Origin of the sequence: Mesoflavibacter sp. CH_XMU1404-2 (assembly GCF_037029465.1) — a bacterium.
In the GTDB taxonomy this organism is placed as follows: Bacteria; Bacteroidota; Bacteroidia; order Flavobacteriales; family Flavobacteriaceae; genus Mesoflavibacter.
The window spans coordinates 147,208-164,913 of record NZ_JAYMEM010000029.1 but is presented as its reverse complement, the minus strand read 5'-3'; the positions used below and the strand labels follow the sequence as shown (position 1 = coordinate 164,913).

The 17,706-nt window shown below is 33.1% G+C and carries 16 protein-coding genes; 11 read left to right on the top strand and 5 right to left on the bottom strand.

The window, feature by feature from the left end; translation table 11 throughout:
• Positions 1-157 precede the first annotated feature (157 nt).
• Both WA327_RS13260 and glmM read right to left on the bottom strand, forming a co-directional pair.
• A complete protein-coding gene (locus WA327_RS13260) occupies positions 158-1,657 on the bottom strand; it encodes an aminotransferase class V-fold PLP-dependent enzyme (protein ID WP_336070495.1) in 1,500 nt (499 codons plus the stop codon).
• A 27-nt stretch (positions 1,658-1,684) separates the two neighbouring features.
• On the bottom strand, positions 1,685-3,073 hold the full coding sequence (gene glmM / locus WA327_RS13255) for a phosphoglucosamine mutase (RefSeq protein WP_336070494.1): 1,389 nt from the start codon (positions 3,071-3,073) through the stop codon (positions 1,685-1,687).
• A gap of 59 nt (positions 3,074-3,132) precedes the next feature.
• Here glmM and WA327_RS13250 point away from each other — a divergent pair, with 59 nt between their 5' ends.
• From WA327_RS13250 to WA327_RS13240, 3 genes are all read left to right on the top strand, one after another.
• Positions 3,133-3,732, top strand: coding sequence for an acyl carrier protein phosphodiesterase (locus tag WA327_RS13250; RefSeq protein WP_336070493.1), 600 nt, complete (start codon positions 3,133-3,135; stop codon positions 3,730-3,732).
• Positions 3,729-5,417, top strand: a complete 1,689-nt coding sequence (gene ggt, locus WA327_RS13245; RefSeq protein WP_336070491.1) for a gamma-glutamyltransferase — start codon at positions 3,729-3,731, stop codon at positions 5,415-5,417. Before WA327_RS13250 ends, ggt begins: the two co-directional genes overlap by 4 nt.
• 170 nt (positions 5,418-5,587) lie before the next feature.
• Positions 5,588-6,316 (top strand): hypothetical protein, encoded by a 729-nt coding sequence (locus WA327_RS13240; protein ID WP_336070490.1) that lies wholly within the window; start codon positions 5,588-5,590, stop codon positions 6,314-6,316.
• Between the two features lie 149 nt (positions 6,317-6,465).
• Here WA327_RS13240 and WA327_RS13235 read toward each other — a convergent pair whose 3' ends face one another.
• Positions 6,466-6,990: a hypothetical protein gene (locus WA327_RS13235; RefSeq protein ID WP_027879772.1), complete on the bottom strand. Its 525-nt coding sequence runs from the start codon at positions 6,988-6,990 to the stop codon at positions 6,466-6,468.
• Between the two features lie 152 nt (positions 6,991-7,142).
• Here WA327_RS13235 and uvrA point away from each other — a divergent pair, with 152 nt between their 5' ends.
• The 3 genes from uvrA to WA327_RS13220 all read left to right on the top strand — a co-directional run bounded on the left by uvrA (position 7,143) and on the right by WA327_RS13220 (position 11,069).
• Positions 7,143-9,977 (top strand): excinuclease ABC subunit UvrA, encoded by a 2,835-nt coding sequence (uvrA, locus tag WA327_RS13230; RefSeq protein ID WP_336070489.1) that lies wholly within the window; start codon positions 7,143-7,145, stop codon positions 9,975-9,977.
• 88 nt (positions 9,978-10,065) lie between these two features.
• Positions 10,066-10,233: a lmo0937 family membrane protein gene (locus WA327_RS13225; protein ID WP_027879774.1), complete on the top strand. Its 168-nt coding sequence runs from the start codon at positions 10,066-10,068 to the stop codon at positions 10,231-10,233.
• 146 nt (positions 10,234-10,379) lie between these two features.
• A complete protein-coding gene (locus WA327_RS13220; RefSeq protein WP_336070487.1) occupies positions 10,380-11,069 on the top strand; it encodes a TIGR00730 family Rossman fold protein in 690 nt (229 codons plus the stop codon).
• A 70-nt stretch (positions 11,070-11,139) separates the two neighbouring features.
• Here WA327_RS13220 and WA327_RS13215 read toward each other — a convergent pair whose 3' ends face one another.
• Positions 11,140-12,030 (bottom strand): lysophospholipid acyltransferase family protein, encoded by an 891-nt coding sequence (locus tag WA327_RS13215; RefSeq protein WP_336070484.1) that lies wholly within the window; start codon positions 12,028-12,030, stop codon positions 11,140-11,142.
• Positions 12,031-12,092: 62 nt separating this feature from the next.
• On the opposite strand from WA327_RS13215, the gene WA327_RS13210 reads away from it, so the two are divergent.
• Positions 12,093-12,743: a rhomboid family intramembrane serine protease gene (locus tag WA327_RS13210; RefSeq protein ID WP_027879777.1), complete on the top strand. Its 651-nt coding sequence runs from the start codon at positions 12,093-12,095 to the stop codon at positions 12,741-12,743.
• Positions 12,744-12,804: 61 nt separating this feature from the next.
• On the opposite strand, the gene WA327_RS13205 is transcribed toward WA327_RS13210, so the two are convergent.
• A complete protein-coding gene (locus tag WA327_RS13205) occupies positions 12,805-13,317 on the bottom strand; it encodes a peroxiredoxin family protein (RefSeq protein WP_407942463.1) in 513 nt (170 codons plus the stop codon).
• A 64-nt stretch (positions 13,318-13,381) separates the two neighbouring features.
• Between WA327_RS13205 and mnmE the strand changes: the two genes are divergently transcribed.
• From mnmE to WA327_RS13185, 4 genes are all read left to right on the top strand, one after another.
• Positions 13,382-14,788: a tRNA uridine-5-carboxymethylaminomethyl(34) synthesis GTPase MnmE gene (gene mnmE, locus WA327_RS13200; RefSeq protein WP_336070480.1), complete on the top strand. Its 1,407-nt coding sequence runs from the start codon at positions 13,382-13,384 to the stop codon at positions 14,786-14,788.
• 261 nt (positions 14,789-15,049) lie between these two features.
• Positions 15,050-15,409, top strand: coding sequence for a helix-turn-helix domain-containing protein (locus tag WA327_RS13195; protein WP_286493002.1), 360 nt, complete (start codon positions 15,050-15,052; stop codon positions 15,407-15,409).
• A gap of 4 nt (positions 15,410-15,413) precedes the next feature.
• Positions 15,414-16,520, top strand: a complete 1,107-nt coding sequence (locus WA327_RS13190; protein ID WP_286493004.1) for a site-specific integrase — start codon at positions 15,414-15,416, stop codon at positions 16,518-16,520.
• Between the two features lies 1 nt (position 16,521).
• Positions 16,522-17,592 carry a DUF6617 family protein gene (locus WA327_RS13185; protein ID WP_286493006.1) on the top strand — a complete coding sequence of 357 codons (1,071 nt, stop codon included), beginning with the start codon at positions 16,522-16,524 and terminating at the stop codon, positions 17,590-17,592.
• Positions 17,593-17,706: the final 114 nt, after the last annotated feature.

Sequence of the window (17,706 nt, the reverse complement as noted above, 5' to 3'; positions counted from 1 at the left end):
CTTTTAAAAATTATAGCAATACAATTTTCTTTGAAAATAAGGTTTTCAATTTGAAAAGTGTACAGCAATTAACAATTTTTTTTTGACTTTTATAACGAAAGAAAATCGATATTGTTTTAATTGTCTGAAAATGTTTTAGTTGTATTTGTTTAAAACATTATAATTCAAACCAATCTGAAACTTTAGTTGTTTGCTTTGGGATGTATGTTTTATGAATAAATTCGTTATTTGCTTTGTTATACTCATAGTCTTCAGCCCATTCTTTATGGTTTTTAGCTAAAGCCTCAATACTTTCGCATACATAATCTACTTCTGCACAAGTTGTAGTTGGGTGAATAGACATGCGTATCCAACCTGGTTTGTGCGATAAGTCGCCTGCTGTAATTTCACAAGTTAAAGAGTGAGATTTTTCTTTGTCAACGTGTAATAAATAATGTCCGTAAGTACCAGCGCAACTGCATCCGCCGCGTGTTTGAATACCAAATTTATCATTCAATAATTTAACACCTAAATTGAAGTGCAAATCTTCAATATAGAAAGAAAATACACCTAATCTATCTTCGTGTTCTGCAGCTAAAACATGTACGTTTTCAATATTTTTTAAGCTTTTAAAAATATGATGAGACATTTCATGCTCTCTATCTAAAATATTTTTTACGCCCATTTGCTCTTTCAGCTTAATAGCTAGAGCCGTTTTTATAGTTTGTAAAAAACCTGGTGTACCACCATCTTCACGATCTTCTATATTGTCAATATATTTGTGTTCTCCCCAAGGATTTGTCCAACTAACAGTACCGCCACCAGGACAATCAGGAATCATGTTTTTATATAGTTTTTTATTAAAAACCAATACGCCAGACGTACCTGGTCCACCTAAAAATTTGTGAGGAGAGAAAAATACAGCGTCTAAATAAGCGTCTTTGTCTTCTGGATGCATATTGATATCTACATAAGGTGCAGCACAAGCAAAATCTACAAAACAAACACCACCATGTTTATGCATGGTTTTAGCAATTTCGTGATAAGGTGTTTTTAAACCAGTAACGTTAGATGCAGCAGTAACAGAAGCTATTTTTAAAGGACAATCTTTGTGTTTTTTTAGTAACGCTTCTAAGTTTTTCATGCAAAATAGACCGTCTGCTCCAGCAGGAATAACTTCTACTTTTGCCATAGTTTCTAACCACGATGTTTGGTTAGAATGATGCTCCATATGTGTTACAAAAACCACTGGTCTAAGTTCGTTAGGTATATTAGTGTATTTGCTTAAATTTTCAGGAACTTTTAACCCTAAAATACGTTGAAACTTATTGACAACGCTTGTCATACCATTTCCAGCAACAATTAAAACATCATCTTTATTACTGTTAACGTGTCCTTTAATGATTTGTCTTGCTTTGTGATACGCATTAGTCATTGCGGTACCAGAGACTGTAGTTTCGGTATGTGTATTGGCTACAAAAGGACCAAAATCATTTATTATTTTATCTTCAATCGGTCTGTACAATCTACCAGAAGCTGTCCAGTCTGTATACACCATTTTTTGTGTTCCGTAAGGCGATTCAAACTCTTGGTCTATACCTATAATATGTTTTCTAAATTGAGAGAAATAAGTCTCTAATGTTGAAGTTTCGGTTCTTTTAGTGTTTGCTGTGTACATAACCTGAAAATTTTAAGCTATAATATACTAAATATTAGCGATTTCTTTAATTTCTGAAATAATTTTAGCTGCCAAAGTATCTGCTTCTTCTTGAGATTTTGCTTCAGTATATATTCTAATAATTGGCTCTGTATTACTTTTTCTTAAATGTGCCCAACTTTCAGCAAAGTCAATTTTTACACCATCAATAGTGGTTAAATTTTCATTACTGTATTTGTTTTCCATTGCTTTTAAAATAGCATCAACATCTAAGGTAGGCGTTAATTCTATCTTTTCTTTGCTCATAAAGTAGCTGGTGTATGTTTTTCTAAGTTCGCTAACGCTTATTTTTTTATCGGCTAATAGACTTAAAAATAAAGCTACTCCAACTAATGCATCACGACCATAATGAGAAGCAGGATAGATAATTCCGCCATTTCCTTCGCCACCAATAACGGCGTTGTTTTTCTTCATTAATTCTACAACATTTACTTCTCCTACAGCTGAAGCTTCATAAGTTCCTCCGTGCTTTTCGGTAACATCTCTTAAGGCTCTGGTAGAGCTCATATTACTAACTGTATTACCAGGTGTTTGACTTAAAACCCAGTCTGCACAAGCTACAAGCGTATATTCTTCACCAAACATATTTCCGTTTTCATCCATAAACGCTAAACGGTCCACGTCTGGATCTACAACTATTCCAAAGTCTGCATTATGTTTTTTTACAGCATCACTTAAATCGCCCAAATGTTCTTTTAAAGGTTCTGGATTATGAGGAAAATGACCTGTTGGATCACAATATAATTCAATAGCTTCAACACCTAAACGTTCTAAAAGTAAAGGGATAGCAATACCGCCAGTACTATTTACACCATCGACAACAACCTTAAAATTAGCGTCTTCTATTGCTTTTTTATTCACTAAATCTAATGCTAAAACTTCCTCAACATGCAAATCAAAGTAAGCGTCGTTTTTAGTGATTTTACCTAAATCATCAACTTCTACAAACGTCATGTTATCAGACTCGGCAATTTCTAATATTTTTTGCCCTTCTTCACCATTTAAAAATTCACCTTTCGCGTTAAGCAACTTTAGAGCGTTCCATTGTTTTGGGTTATGACTTGCAGTTAAAATAATGCCGCCATCTGCGTGTTCCATTGGTACGGCAAGTTCTACTGTTGGAGTTGTTGACAACCCTAAATCAACCACATTAATACCTAAACCTACAAGTGTATTCATCACTAAATTTTGAATCATATCACCAGATAAACGCGCATCACGACCAACTACAACTTTATAATCTGTTTTATCGCGTTGTTGTTTTAGCCATGTACCGTAAGCCGATGCAAACTTTACAGCATCAATTGGTGTTAAGTTATCGCCAACGTTACCGCCAATGGTTCCTCTAATTCCTGATATAGATTTTATAAGTGTCATTATGTTAGTTATCTTTGTTTTGTTGATTTTAAAAGTGTAAAAATACATATATTTATTGAATGAACTACTTAGCGCATATCTACCTTTCTGGAAATAACAAAATGCTGACTATTGGTAACTTTATCGCCGATGGAATACGTGGTAAAAAGTATAAAACCTACCCGATAGAAGTTCAAAAAGGTATATTATTACACCGTCAAATCGACACCTTTACAGATGCGCATCCAACAGTTAGGCAAAGCACTAAAAGGCTTCATAAAAATTACGGACATTATTCTGGCATCATTGTAGACATTTTATATGATCATTTTTTAGCCAAAAACTGGTCAAAATATTCTGATGTGCCATTAGAAGATTATGCCGAAAATTTTTATCAAATCTTAACTGATAATATCGACATTTTGCCACAACGCATCTTAAAAATGATGCCACATTTAATTTCAGGAAATTGGTTGTTAAGTTATGCGACAAAAGAAGGCATAGCAAAAGTATTAGACGGAATGAATAAGCGCACCAAAAACCGATCACAAATGAATTTAGCTACAAAAGAACTTGATTTATTTTATGACGAATTTGAAGCTGAATTTACCTCTTTTTTTGAGGAGCTTATCGCATTTTCAGAAGAAAAGCTAATCCAAATCAACCAAGAATTATCATGAAATACAGGTTACTTTTAATAATTGTTTTTCTTTCATTTTTCAATTGTAAAGAAGACAAAAAACTAACAAAAGAAGGTGTAATTGCAGATAAAGCTATGATAGTTTCAGCAAGAGCTGAAGCTTCAAAAATAGGAGTAGAGATTCTTAAAAATGGCGGAAACGCTTTTGATGCTATGGTAGCAACAGATTTAGCTTTAGCGGTATGTTACCCTTATGCTGGAAATATTGGTGGTGGCGGATTTATGGTTTACCGACTAGAAAATGGTGAAATTGGTGCGTTAGATTATCGCGAAAAAGCGCCACTTGCAGCTACAAAACAAATGTATTTGGATAGTTTGGGTAATGTCGTCCCTAATTTAAGTACAAAAGGCGGATTGGCTGTTGGCGTGCCTGGTACTGTTGCTGGTTTATTTGCAGTACACGACAAGTTTGGAAGTTTGCCTATTCAGACCATTATGCAACCTGTGATAGATTTGGCTAATCGTGGTTTTGTTGTCACTAAAAAGCAACAAGCTGTTTTAGATGAAAAACGAAAAGATTTTCTTGAAGTTAATAAAGATACCATTCTGTTTGCTAAACAATGGAAAGCTGGTGATACGATTAAAAACAAACAAATGGCAAAAACATTGGTTAAAATTATGATAGATGGTCGTGATGCCTTTTATAAAGGTGAAATCGCAGATTCTATAGCAAATTTTATCCAAAGGAATGGTGGAATCATCACAAAAGAAGACCTTGCAAAATATGAAGCCAAATGGCGAGATCCAATTACATTTACTTATGATGATTTAAAGATCATTTCAATGTCGCCGCCATCAAGTGGTGGAATTTGTTTAGCGCAAATTATGAAACAAATTGAACCTTATAATTTAGATGAATTTGGGCATAATTCCCTTAAAGCCATTCAAGTAATTACAGAAGCCGAAAGACGTGCGTATGCCGATAGAAGTTTTTATTTAGGCGATCCTGATTTTGTAAACATTCCGCAAAACCAATTAATTAGTGAAAGTTACGCGTCTAATAGAATGAAAGATTTTAGCTTTGAGTCAGCAACGCCTTCAACTAAAATAGCACATGGTGATGTTCAGGTTATTGAAAGTGATGAAACAACACATTATTCTATTGTCGACCAATTCGGTAATGCAGTTGCGGTAACCACTACATTAAACTCTGGTTATGGTTCTAAATTATATTCAAAAAGCTTAGGTTTCTTTTTTAATAACGAAATGGATGATTTTTCAAGTAAACCAGGCGAGCCAAACGTATACGGATTAATTGGAGCTGAAGCTAATAGTATTTTACCAGAAAAACGTATGCTAAGTTCTATGACGCCAACAATTGTAGAAAAAGACGGAAAACTATATATGGTTGTTGGTACACCTGGCGGATCTACCATTATCACTAGCGTGATGCAAGCTATAATTAATGTGCATGAATTTGACATGAGTATGCAAGAAGCAGTAGAAGCGCCTAGATTTCATCATCAATGGTTGCCTGACGAAATTAGAGCAGAACCAAACGCTTTTAATGAAAAATTAACCAATAAATTACAAGAAAAAGGATATATTATAAATATAAATCGTACACCTGTAATTGGTAAAGTAGATGCTATTTTAGTAAAAGAAAACGGGCAATTAGAAGGTGGCGCAGATCCAAGAGGCGACGATACCGCAGTTGGATTTTAAAATATCATCTACGTCAGTTCGAGTGATTTTTTGTAATAACCAAGTGTTTGTAATTAAATGTTGGTCACTGAGCGTAGTCGAAGTGAGTTGAATTGAGTCAAAGTTGAACAAAAAATTGTATCGAGAACAATTTTAATTTCAAATCTAAAGTTTTTGAAAATCGTAATATTATGGCAATAAAAGCAAAGAAAATATTTAAAATAATTTTAGGAGTAATTATCTTTTTTACACTACCATCATTACTGTTTTTTGGATTTGTATACTTTAAATATGCAGAAGATTTACCTCAAATAAACCCAACAGAAAAAGCGGATATTTTAGCTAATAAAATGTTAGAAGCTTTAGATTACGAGGCTTATAAAAATACCGATTATATAGAGTTTACTTTTAAACAAAGACACAAATACCAATGGAACAAATTAGAAAATACTTGTAATGTATTTTGGAGTCATTTTAGAGTAGAGCTAGATTTAAATGACAAAAGCAACTCCAAAGTATTTGTACAAGATCAAGCGTATAATGGCGTAGAAAAAGAGAAATACGTACAAAAAGCAATAGATTATTTTAATAATGATACGTTTTGGTTAGTAGCGCCATATAAAGTTTTTGATGCTGGAACAAAACGAAGTATTGCCAAAAACGAAGACGGAGAAGAAGGTTTGTTAGTTACTTACACAAAAGGCGGAAGTACACCAGGCGATTCTTATTTATGGCATTTAGACGAGAATTATAAACCTAAAAGCTTTCAAATGTGGGTAGATATTTTGCCAATTGGTGGTTTGGAAGCAACATGGAGCGACTGGAAAACTACCGAAACAAATGCGCAATTACCAACCTTTCATAAATTTATGTTTTTAGGTTTAGAGTTGGATGATATTAAAACTTCGAGGTCAGAATAAAACACGAATTATCACTAATATGTTTGGCAAATAATTAATAAGAAAACAAAGTTTAACTACATAATTTTAGTTTTGCTAACTGCTAACTGCTAACTGCTAACTGCTAACTGCTAACTGCTAACTGCTAACTGCTAACTGCTAACTGCTAACTATTTCTTTTTCTGCCCAACAAACTGTTGTTCTTTCAGTTTAAATAAGACGTTAAATGTGGTTAAACTACCATAAATACGTGTAATATATTGCTGTAAATCTATTTTTTCTTGTTCTTCAAGATTGCTAGAGTTTATTTTTTGTTCCATCACACGCAAACGATCACGAACCATTGTAATCTTATGAAAAAAGTCTTCAATTTTTATCTCCTTACTTTTTAAATTGTCGTCAGCTGGTTTTAATTCCATTGTGCCGCCTTTCCATTTGTCGCCAATATGCACAACTTCAGAGACATCACTGTATTTTTTTAAGATACTTACCAAGCTACTTTCAATATCAAAAAAGCTAACTGTATCTACCTCGTTTTCGGCAGCTTCAATAGTTTCAAAATCATCATCTAACGGTATAGTTTCTAATCCGTTTTCAATAAATGTTACCCAATATTGTTGACTGTCAACATTGGTAACAACGCCTTTTCCGTATGATGTATGATTAATTCTTGATCCTATTCCTAAAAGTTTCATTAGTATCTGTTTTTTAATTTCCGTGACAACGAAAATATAAAAAATCACAAAGACTTCATTAAGAAAATGATAACTAATTGCACTTCAAAAAGATTGATAAAAACCGTATCTTTGCAACTTTGCCAATTCACAGATATTTGCTAAAAATTGCTATGACAAATTTTGAAGAAAACATTGAAGTTAAAGGCGCAAGAGCACATAACTTAAAAAATATAGACGTTACCATTCCACGAGAAAAACTAGTTGTGATTACTGGTTTGTCAGGAAGCGGAAAATCGTCTTTAGCGTTTGATACCATTTATGCCGAAGGACAACGTCGTTACATCGAAACATTTTCGGCGTACGCTAGACAATTTTTAGGCGGATTAGAACGACCAGATGTAGATAAAATAGATGGTTTGTCGCCCGTAATTGCTATAGAGCAAAAAACAACCAGCAAATCACCACGATCTACCGTTGGTACCATTACCGAGATTTATGACTTTTTAAGACTATTATTCGCAAGAGGTAGTGACGCTTATAGCTACAATACAGGCGAAAAAATGGTGAGTTACAGTGATGAGCAAATTAAAAAATTAATTAAAGAAAGTTATAAAGGTAAGCGCATTAACGTGTTAGCGCCAGTGATTAGATCTAGAAAAGGACATTATCGCGAGTTGTTTGAGCAAATTGCAAAACAAGGTTTTGTAAAGGTGAGAACAGACGGCGAAATTAGAGATTTGGTTAAAGGCATGAAACTAGATCGTTACAAAACACACGATATAGAAATTGTTATAGATCGCTTAAAGATAGATGAAAATGTAGATAACGATAAACGTTTAACCGAGACAATCAATACAGCAATGTATCATGGTGATGACGTGTTAATGGTGATTGATCAAGATACGCAAGAAGCACGTTATTTTAGCCGAAATTTGATGTGTCCAAGTTCAGGGATTTCTTATCCAAATCCAGAACCTAACAACTTTTCTTTTAACTCGCCAAAAGGTGCTTGTCCTAAATGTAACGGTATTGGAACCTTGTATCAAGTTAACGAGAAAAAAATAATTCCGGATGATTCTTTGTCTATAAAAGCTGGTGCATTAGCGCCACATGGACCAGAAAAAAAGAGCTGGATTTTTAAACAGTTAGAAACTATTGCACAACGCTATAATTTCAAATTAACAGATCCGTACAAGTCTATTCCAGACGAAGCAAAGCAGGTGATTTTATATGGCGGAAATGAGAAGTTTTCTGTTGAAAGTAAAACATTAGGTATTACCAGAGATTATAAAATAGATTTTGAAGGTGTCGCTAATTTTATTGAAAACCAGTACAATACAGCAGAGTCAACATCTTTAAAACGTTGGGCAAAAGAATATATGGACAAAATTGAATGTCCAGAATGTGAAGGTAGTAGATTACGTAAAGAGTCGCTTTATTTTAAAGTAAACGAAAAAAATATTGCTGAATTAGCCAATATGGACATAAGCGAGCTTTCTGCTTGGTTTGGCGATTTAGAACAACATTTAAGCAAAACGCAACTAAAAATAGCAGAAGAAATTATAAAGGAAATTCGTGCCAGAATTCAATTTTTATTAGATGTAGGATTAGATTATTTGTCGTTAAACCGAAGTTCAAAATCCTTATCTGGTGGAGAAGCACAGCGTATTAGATTGGCAACACAAATAGGATCGCAGTTAGTTGGCGTGTTATATATTTTAGACGAACCTAGTATTGGCTTACATCAACGCGATAACGAAAAGCTAATTAACAGTTTGGTGTCTTTACGTGATATTGGTAATTCTGTAATAGTTGTGGAGCACGATAAAGATATGATAGAACGTGCCGATCATGTCATAGATATTGGTCCGCGAGCAGGAAAACATGGAGGAGAAATTATAAGTGAAGGTACGCCAAAAGCGTTATTAAAAGGAAATACCATTACAGCGCAATACCTTAATGGTAAAATGGAAATAGAAATCCCCAAAAAGCGTCGTGAAGGTAACGGTAAGTTTTTAGAGCTTAAAGGCTGTACAGGTAATAACTTAAAGAATGTTTCTGTAAAATTTCCGTTAGGAAAAATGATAGGTGTTACAGGTGTTTCAGGAAGCGGAAAATCGACGTTAATTAACGAAACGTTGTATCCAATTCTAAATGCACATTACTTTAATGGTGTAAAAAAATCAATGCCTTACAAAAGCATAAAAGGTTTAGAACACATTGATAAAGTGATTGATATTAACCAATCGCCAATTGGTCGTACACCACGAAGTAATCCAGCAACATACACTAAAACTTTTGACGAAATAAGAAGTCTTTTTGCCAAAATACCAGAAGCGATGATACGTGGTTATAAACCAGGTAGATTTAGTTTTAATGTGGCTGGCGGAAGATGCGAAACTTGTAAAGGTGGCGGATTACGAGTAATTGAAATGAATTTTCTTCCAGACGTTTACGTAGAATGTGAAACATGTCAAGGTAAACGTTTTAATCGCGAAACTTTAGAAATAAGATACAAAGGAAAAAGCATTAGTGATGTATTAGATATGACCATTAATGAAGCGGTAGACTTTTTTGAAAACATACCTAAGATTCATAAAAAACTAAAGACGATAAAAGATGTTGGATTAGGTTATATCACTTTAGGACAACAAAGTACAACGCTTTCTGGTGGAGAAGCGCAACGTATAAAATTAGCAACCGAGCTTAGCAAACGCGATACAGGAAATACTTTTTACATTTTAGATGAGCCAACAACAGGACTTCATTTTGAAGATATAAGAGTGTTAATGCAAGTGTTAAATAAATTAGCTAATAAAGGTAATACTGTGTTAATTATAGAGCATAATTTAGATGTAATTAAAACGGTAGATTATATTATAGATATTGGTTATGAAGGCGGTAAAGGCGGAGGACAAGTAGTGGCAGAAGGATCTCCAGAAGAAGTTGCAAAACATAAAAAGAGTCATACAGCACGTTTTTTAAAGAAAGAATTAAACTCTTAATAATTAGCTAATTACGATTTTGTTAACATATATTGGTGATTTAGATATGTAACTTTAAGTAACATTAACCATTAAAAACCAATATATTATGAGAAGTATTCTTTGGCTAGTAGCCGTAATTTGTATCATCATGTGGGTTCTTGGATTTTTCGGAATTGTTTCAGGAATGGGAACCGGAAGTTTAATACATGTGTTATTAGTAATTGCAGTAATAGCAGTGCTTTATAACATCATTTCAGGAAGAAAACCACTGTAATTTTTAGTATAAAATATTCATTTTTAGAATGTTATATAAAGGTTAGCAATATTGCTAGTCTTTTTTTGTTTAAAAAATGTGAATAGAACAGCTAAATCCTTTCAAATCTATTAAATTTGTTTGTTTGAATTTTTTAAAACTATAATATGAGAAAAGAACAACATCCTAAAGGTTGGAATGAAAAGAAAACAAACGATTCTTGGGCGATTTTTAAAATCATGGGTGAGTTTGTTAACGGATTTGAAAAAATGAGTGCAATAGGACCAAGTGTATCTATATTTGGATCTGCACGTACAAAACCAGAACATAAATACTATAAATTAGCAGAAGAAGTAGCTTCAAAAATTGTTAATGCCGGTTATGGTGTAATTACTGGTGGTGGACCAGGTATTATGGAAGCAGGTAATAAAGGAGCTCATTTAGCTGGCGGAACATCTGTAGGATTAAATATAGAATTACCTTTTGAACAACATGATAATCCTTATATAGACTCAGATAAAAGCTTAGACTTTGACTACTTTTTTGTAAGAAAAGTTATGTTTGTAAAATACTCACAAGGATTTGTAGTTATGCCTGGTGGATTTGGGACTTTAGACGAATTATTTGAAGCAATAACCCTAATTCAAACTAATAAAATTGAAAAATTCCCAATTATTTTAGTTGGTACCGAGTTTTGGGAAGGTTTAATGGGTTGGGTAAAAACTACACTTTTAGATAGCTTTGGAAACATCAGTCCTGGTGATATAGATTTAATACATTTAGTTGATACTGCAGATGAAGTAGTAGATATATTAGATAAATTTTATGAAGAATACGGATTAAGTCCAAACTTCTAGACAAACAAAAAGTTTTAAAAAAAGAAATTTCAGAAGATAACTAGATGTTGTTTTCTGAAATTTTTTGTTATTACATGAATTCTTTTGGCACTTTATTTCTGTGTTTCCAGCGTTTATGCGTCCATAAATAAAATTCTGGAGCTTCGTGAATTTGTTTTTCTACTAATTCAAAAAACTGATCTGTAATTTCGTAATCTTTATAATCATGCGGGTTTTCTGCAATTGTAGTAATTGTAGTTTCGTAGTAACCTCTTTTAATTCTTTTTACACCAAAAAACACTACGGTCATATCCAAACGTTTAGCCATTAATTCGGCACCAGTATAAGCAGGTACTTTAATGCCCATAAAATCTAACCAATGGTAAGCTTTATCTGGTTTAGGGCTTTGGTCTGCAGCAAAGCCATTAATTGTTAATTCGCCTTTATTTTTGGCTTTTTGTAAAACTTCAAAAGTTTCTTTAGTAGTTATTAAATAAGAGTTGTAACGTGCTCTAATACGTTTTACTAAACGATCAAAATACTTATTGTTTAATCGTTTGTATATAGCATAACCAGTGTAGTTTATATAGGTTTGTAATATAAAAATCCATTCCCAGCTGGCATAATGCGCAGTCATCATTACAATACTCTTACCTTCTTTTTCGTGTTTTTTAAGCTCTTCAATATTTTTAAAAGTGAAGCGTTTCTTCATTTCTTTTTCAGAAATAGTCATTGATTTTATAGCTTCAACAACCATATCACATAGATGATGATAGAATTTTTTTGTTATGGTTTTTATTTCAGCTTCAGATTTTTCAGGGAAAACAAGTCTTAAATTTTCCTTTACGGTTTTTTTTCTGTAGCCAATAATACGGTAGATTAAAATGTACAATCCATCGGAAAAAGCGTAAAGTAATCTAAAAGGTAAGATAGAGATTAACCACAAAAAAGGGTAGATTAATATGTAGGCAATAAATTGCATGATGCGTTCTTAGTTTAGCTTGGCAAATATATAGTATATTTGAATGAAACTTAAATATTGAAATGGGTAATTTAGCAATTGTTACAATAATTATAATCGCTGCAAACGTTATAATATCTTATAAAGGATTTGAAGATTATGGTTTTTTTGATAAGTATAAATTTAATGTTGGTGCCATAAAAAGAGGCGAACAATTTAGATTGTTTAGTTCTGGATTTTTGCATGTAAATACACAGCATTTATTATTTAACATGATTACGCTGTATTTTTTTGCAAACAATGTAATTGCATATGTTGGTTCACTTAAATTTATAATTATTTACGTAGTTAGCTTAGTTGCTGGAGGATTATTGTCGCTATATTTTCATAAAGATGAATACCATTACAGCGCAGTAGGAGCAAGTGGAGCAGTTACAGGTATTTTATACGCTGCAATACTGCTTAATCCAGACATGAGTTTGTTTTTCTTTTTTATTCCTGTTCCAATTCCTGGTTATGTTTTTGGTATTGGATATTTATTATATTCTATCTACGGAATGAAAAAACGTATTGGTAATATTGGACATGATGCGCATTTTGGAGGCGCAATTGGTGGTTATGTAACTACTTTAGTTTTTGTTCCGTACTTGTTTCAAATTAATTTAACAATGGTTGTTGTTTTAGCATTACCAATCATTTTATTGTTTGTAATGAAAAAGTTAGGCAAAATCTAAATAAAAAAACTCCGATGTTTTATCGAAGTTCTTGATTTTCCACGAAAGTGAAATAAAAATTTTAATTCGCTAATAACTCAGAAACTTTATCTTCTAAAGCTTTACCACGTAAATTTTTTGCAACAATCTTACCGTCTTTATCCAATATGTAAGTAGCAGGTATTGATCTTACACCATAAGTTTGTGCAATTGGCTCTTGCCAACCTTGTAGGTTAGATACATGTTTCCAAGTTAGTTTATCTTGCTCGATAGCTTTTAACCATCTGTCTTTTTGTTGTGCTTTATCTAAAGAAATCCCTACAATTTCTAAACCTTTATCGTGATATTGGTTATACATTCTAACTACGTTTGGGTTTTCTTTTCTGCAAGGTCCGCACCAACTAGCCCAAAAATCTAAAATAGTGACTTTGGCATCTACATCGTTAATGCTTAGTACTGTACCATCAGGAGTTGGTGCAGTAAAAGTAGGTGCGTAATCACCAATGTTAGTTCCAAAAACTGTGATTTCCTTTTTTTCCTCTTTACAAGAAAACAATGCTAAAACCGAAATAATTAATATCAAAGTGTTTTTCATTACAAATAAGTTTGCAACAAATATAAACTATAAAAGTTGAATAAAATATGCATATTTTTGCACTATGATATATAACGATACCATAGTAGCTTTAGCAACCGCTTCTGGCGCTGGTGCAGTTGCCATAATTAGATTATCGGGTAAAGATGCCATTAGGATAGCAGCAGGTAATTTTAAGTCTGTAAAAAGCCAAAAGTCGCTTAGCGACCAAAAGACGCATACCATACATTTGGGACATATTATTGACGACAACCGCGTGATAGATCAGGTTTTAGTATCGGTTTTTAAAAACCCAAATTCTTACACAGGTGAAGACGTTGTTGAGGTTTCTTGTCATGGATCGGTATATATTCAACAAGAAATTATTCAGCTATTTTTAAGAAAAGGTTGCCGAATGGCAAATCCTGGCGAATTTACTTTACGTGCTTTTTTAAACGGAAAGCTAGATTTAAGCCAAGCCGAAGCTGTAGCCGATTTAATTGCAAGTGATAATGAAGCATCACATCAAATTGCAATGCAGCAAATGCGTGGTGGCTTTTCTTCTGAGATTGCTAAGTTGAGAGAAGAGCTTTTAAATTTTGCGTCTTTAATTGAGTTAGAATTAGATTTTGCTGAAGAAGATGTTGAGTTTGCAGATCGTACACAATTTAAAGATTTGGTAGATCGTATTTCTTTCGTTTTAAAACGTTTAATAGATAGTTTTGCAGTAGGAAATGTGATTAAAAACGGTATACCTGTAGCAATTGTCGGAGAGCCAAACGTTGGTAAATCTACATTACTTAATGCACTTTTAAATGAAGAACGTGCCATAGTAAGTGACATTGCAGGAACAACCAGAGATACCATTGAAGATGAGCTTGTAATTAATGGTATTGGTTTTAGATTTATTGATACAGCAGGAATTAGAGATACAAAAGATGTTGTAGAAAATATTGGAATTAAAAAAACTTTCGAGAAAATTGACCAAGCGCAAGTGGTAGTCTTTTTATTTTCTGCTAACGAATTTAAAGCGCAAAGCGAACGTTTGATTGTAGAGGTAGAAAAGATTAAAAATAAGTTTCCGTTAAAACCAATGTTAATTGTTGCAAATAAAGTAGATCAATTATCTGCGGAAGAAAAAGAAGAAGTATCACAATCTTTAGGTACAATCCAGCATATTGATGCATTGATGATTTCGGCAAAAAATAACGAAGGTGTCGAAGACTTAAAAGAAAAACTAATAGGTTTTGTTAATACCGGTGCGCTTAACAATAACGAAACTATTGTTACAAATACACGTCATTACGACGCTTTATTAAAAGCTTTTGAAGAAATCCAAAAAGTGAAATACGGTTTAGAAACTGGACTTTCTGGAGATTTGATGGCAATAGATATTAGACAAGCCTTATTTCATTTTGGAGAAATAACAGGAGAGATTACCAGCGATGATCTTTTAGGTAATATTTTTGCTAATTTTTGTATCGGAAAGTAATTATCTTTCTTTTGTTTTCTAACTACTTGTTTTTATTGATTTTATAAGATTTTATCATCTCTTTTTTGTTGCCCAATTGCTCTTTATTTCTTATATTTGTTGTTCAATTGTTGCCCTAATAGCTTATCTGTTGCCCAAATCATAAAGCAACAAATCAAAGCGAAATGATGCACCATATAGCACCACCAAGCAACATTGAGCTACAAGTAGCACCAAATGAGCAGTACAATTAAAATACCGAAATTCTGTCAATTCTGTGGAATGGCTTTTGTTGCACAAAAGACCACCACTAAGTATTGCGGTCATACGTGTGCAAGTAGAGCCTACAAACAACGTAAGCGAGAAGAAAAAGTACAATCCACCCTATCCGAGCAAATAAATAATAGCAAGCCTACATCTTCCGAAAACTTGCAAACTCTGCAAACCTTACCTACACAAGCAGGAAATCATATCAATCTAAGAGATAAAGAATTTCTAAGTATTAGTGAAGCTGCCAATTTATTAGGTGCAAGCAGATGGACTATTCAGCGGATGATAAAACGCAATCAATTGAGCATTGCAAAATTAGGTAGGCGTACTATTATAAAACGGACAGAAATCGATAATCTCTTTAAAATTTAGCCTTATGAAAGTAACATTAAGAAAACGCAAGAAAGGAAACAAAATCAGTTTGTATTTAGATTACTATGCCAATGGTAAGCGAGAATATGAATACTTAAAATTGTATCTAAAACCTGACCCAGAAAAAGGTTCACTTACTAAGGCAGAGAAAGACCAAAATAAAACGATACTACAATTAGCTGAAAGTATCAGAGCCAAAAGGCACTTAGAAATTCAGAATAACATTTATGATTTTCAAGACAAGGAGAAACTAAAAGGAAGTTTCCTATTATACTTTGATGCACTCACAGAAAAGAGAAAAGCCAGTTTAGGTAATTATGGCAATTGGGATAGTGTTGGTAAGCATCTAAGAAAATACAGTCCAAGAGATATTTCATTTGATAGAGTTAATCGTGAATGGGTACAGGGCTTTAAAGATTATTTAGACAATGAAGCTAAAACCAAAAGTGAAAACGAATTATCTCAAAATTCCAAGTACTCCTACTTCAACAAATTAAAAGCAGCATTAAAACAAGCGGTTAGAGATGGGATTTTAAAATACAATCCTGCAGAGCAAGTCCAGGGATTTAAACAAGGAGAACCACAAAGAGAGTTTTTAACCTTAGAAGAAGTTCAAGCATTAGTAAAAGCAGATTGCGAAAGCAAGCAGCTAAAAACTGCGTTTTTATTCGCTTGTCTTACTGGTTTAAGATGGTCAGATATAAATAAGTTAATTTGGTCAGAGGTGCAACATTCTGATGAAATGGGCTACTACATTCGTTTCAGACAACAAAAAACCAAAGGAGCGGAAACCCTACCAATATCCGAGCAAGCTCGTAATATGTTAGGAGAAGAAAAGGAAAAAACGGAGCGTGTATTCAAAGGCTTAAAATATAGTGCTTGGCACAATGTTAAATTAGCTCAATGGGTACTTCGTGCAGGTATTACTAAAAACATCACGTTCCATTGTGCAAGACACACCTATGCAACCCTACAGCTTACAATGGGTACAGATATTTACACCGTATCAAAATTATTAGGTCATAGAGAACTGAAAACTACTCAGATATATGCCAAAGTAATAGATAACAAGAAGAAAGAAGCAGCTAATAAAATTCAACTCGATTTATAATATGGAACTAACTATTTTTAAAAGCATCATTTATGGCGACCTAAAACCTTGGGCAAGTGATGCGGTCAATGAAAAGTTTTACAGACAAAATTTGTCTGCAAAATTTATGAAGCCTACACAGACTATAAACGAGTATTACAAAGCGTTAAAAGAAATCCACAAAAACAAGCCTAATCTATTCAAGGAAGATGGTTTGGAAATCTACCTACTGCAAGCAGATACAGATATTAGCCACGACATTCTGCATCCATTAGTTGAAATCCAATTAGAAGAACCAATCACAGCAACACAAAGGTTTTATCATTACTTGCTTTTAAATGAAGCTACAAGACTATCAGACAGAGTTTTTAAGTGTGTAAATAAAGACATTGGAGAGATTCAGAAAAAAGAGATAGTTCAAAACGTAGTGAAATCTTGCAAAGACCTATTATTAAGAATAGGAACAGACCAAGACAGTTTTACCAAAACCGACTTAACAGCTTATGTTGTTCCTCAACTCATTACTAACGTAATTCGTTTTCTAAAGGAAACCGAAAAGTTATATCCTCAATTCCTTTCGGAATTACCGTCAAATAAAAATGAGCTTTACGGAGAACTACTTCAACAGCCTATTCCAGATATAGATATTGACAAAACAACGCCTGAATTTGAAACTGTAAACAATATTCTTTTAGGTATTGATGATTATAAGTTTGAAAAAGATACTCGTTTGTCTTTTGGTTTTACTGGAGATACAACAAAGCTAAAATCCACCTTATCAGCTTTAAATATACACGTAGAGTTATTGAATGAAGATAAAACCACAGTAGAGCAATTAGTAAGTGTATTAACAAGCAAAGATTTAAAGATAGGTGCTCCTCAAATTCATTTAGGTTGTGAGACAACACAATTCAGTTACATAGTTTCAAAAATGGAGCAACACTTTAGCAATTTCAATCCTACAACTATTGAACAATCAAACCTCTTTTATTCTAAAAAAGGAACGGATTTGAAACGTAATAATTTGTATAAAAATAAGAACAACTACCCTAAAGAACAAGACACTATTGATGACATTCTCAGACAACTGTAAATAAAAACAGTAAGATGAGTAAGATATAGTAGTAAGACGTTACCTTCTTACTGATTACCAACCTGTTACGATAGAAGTTTGCAATAGAATTTATTGTAAAACTTTTAAAAATCG

Bases quoted from the DNA above. Each gene is read 5' to 3' on its own strand.
- WA327_RS13190 (WP_286493004.1), top strand. From the start codon at position 15,414: ATGAAAGTAACATTAAGAAAACGCAAGAAAGGAAACAAAATCAGTTTG.
- WA327_RS13235 (WP_027879772.1), bottom strand. From the start codon at position 6,990: ATGAAACTTTTAGGAATAGGATCAAGAATTAATCATACATCATACGGA.
- WA327_RS13225 (WP_027879774.1), top strand. From the start codon at position 10,066: ATGAGAAGTATTCTTTGGCTAGTAGCCGTAATTTGTATCATCATGTGG.
- WA327_RS13220 (WP_336070487.1), top strand. From the start codon at position 10,380: ATGAGAAAAGAACAACATCCTAAAGGTTGGAATGAAAAGAAAACAAAC.
- WA327_RS13205 (WP_407942463.1), bottom strand. From the start codon at position 13,317: ATGAAAAACACTTTGATATTAATTATTTCGGTTTTAGCATTGTTTTCT.
- WA327_RS13260 (WP_336070495.1), bottom strand. From the start codon at position 1,657: ATGTACACAGCAAACACTAAAAGAACCGAAACTTCAACATTAGAGACT.
- WA327_RS13240 (WP_336070490.1), top strand. From the start codon at position 5,588: ATGGCAATAAAAGCAAAGAAAATATTTAAAATAATTTTAGGAGTAATT.
- mnmE (WP_336070480.1), top strand. From the start codon at position 13,382: ATGATATATAACGATACCATAGTAGCTTTAGCAACCGCTTCTGGCGCT.
- WA327_RS13215 (WP_336070484.1), bottom strand. From the start codon at position 12,030: ATGCAATTTATTGCCTACATATTAATCTACCCTTTTTTGTGGTTAATC.
- WA327_RS13250 (WP_336070493.1), top strand. From the start codon at position 3,133: ATGAACTACTTAGCGCATATCTACCTTTCTGGAAATAACAAAATGCTG.
- glmM (WP_336070494.1), bottom strand. From the start codon at position 3,073: ATGACACTTATAAAATCTATATCAGGAATTAGAGGAACCATTGGCGGT.
- WA327_RS13195 (WP_286493002.1), top strand. From the start codon at position 15,050: ATGGCTTTTGTTGCACAAAAGACCACCACTAAGTATTGCGGTCATACG.
- WA327_RS13185 (WP_286493006.1), top strand. From the start codon at position 16,522: ATGGAACTAACTATTTTTAAAAGCATCATTTATGGCGACCTAAAACCT.
- WA327_RS13210 (WP_027879777.1), top strand. From the start codon at position 12,093: ATGGGTAATTTAGCAATTGTTACAATAATTATAATCGCTGCAAACGTT.
- uvrA (WP_336070489.1), top strand. From the start codon at position 7,143: ATGACAAATTTTGAAGAAAACATTGAAGTTAAAGGCGCAAGAGCACAT.
- ggt (WP_336070491.1), top strand. From the start codon at position 3,729: ATGAAATACAGGTTACTTTTAATAATTGTTTTTCTTTCATTTTTCAAT.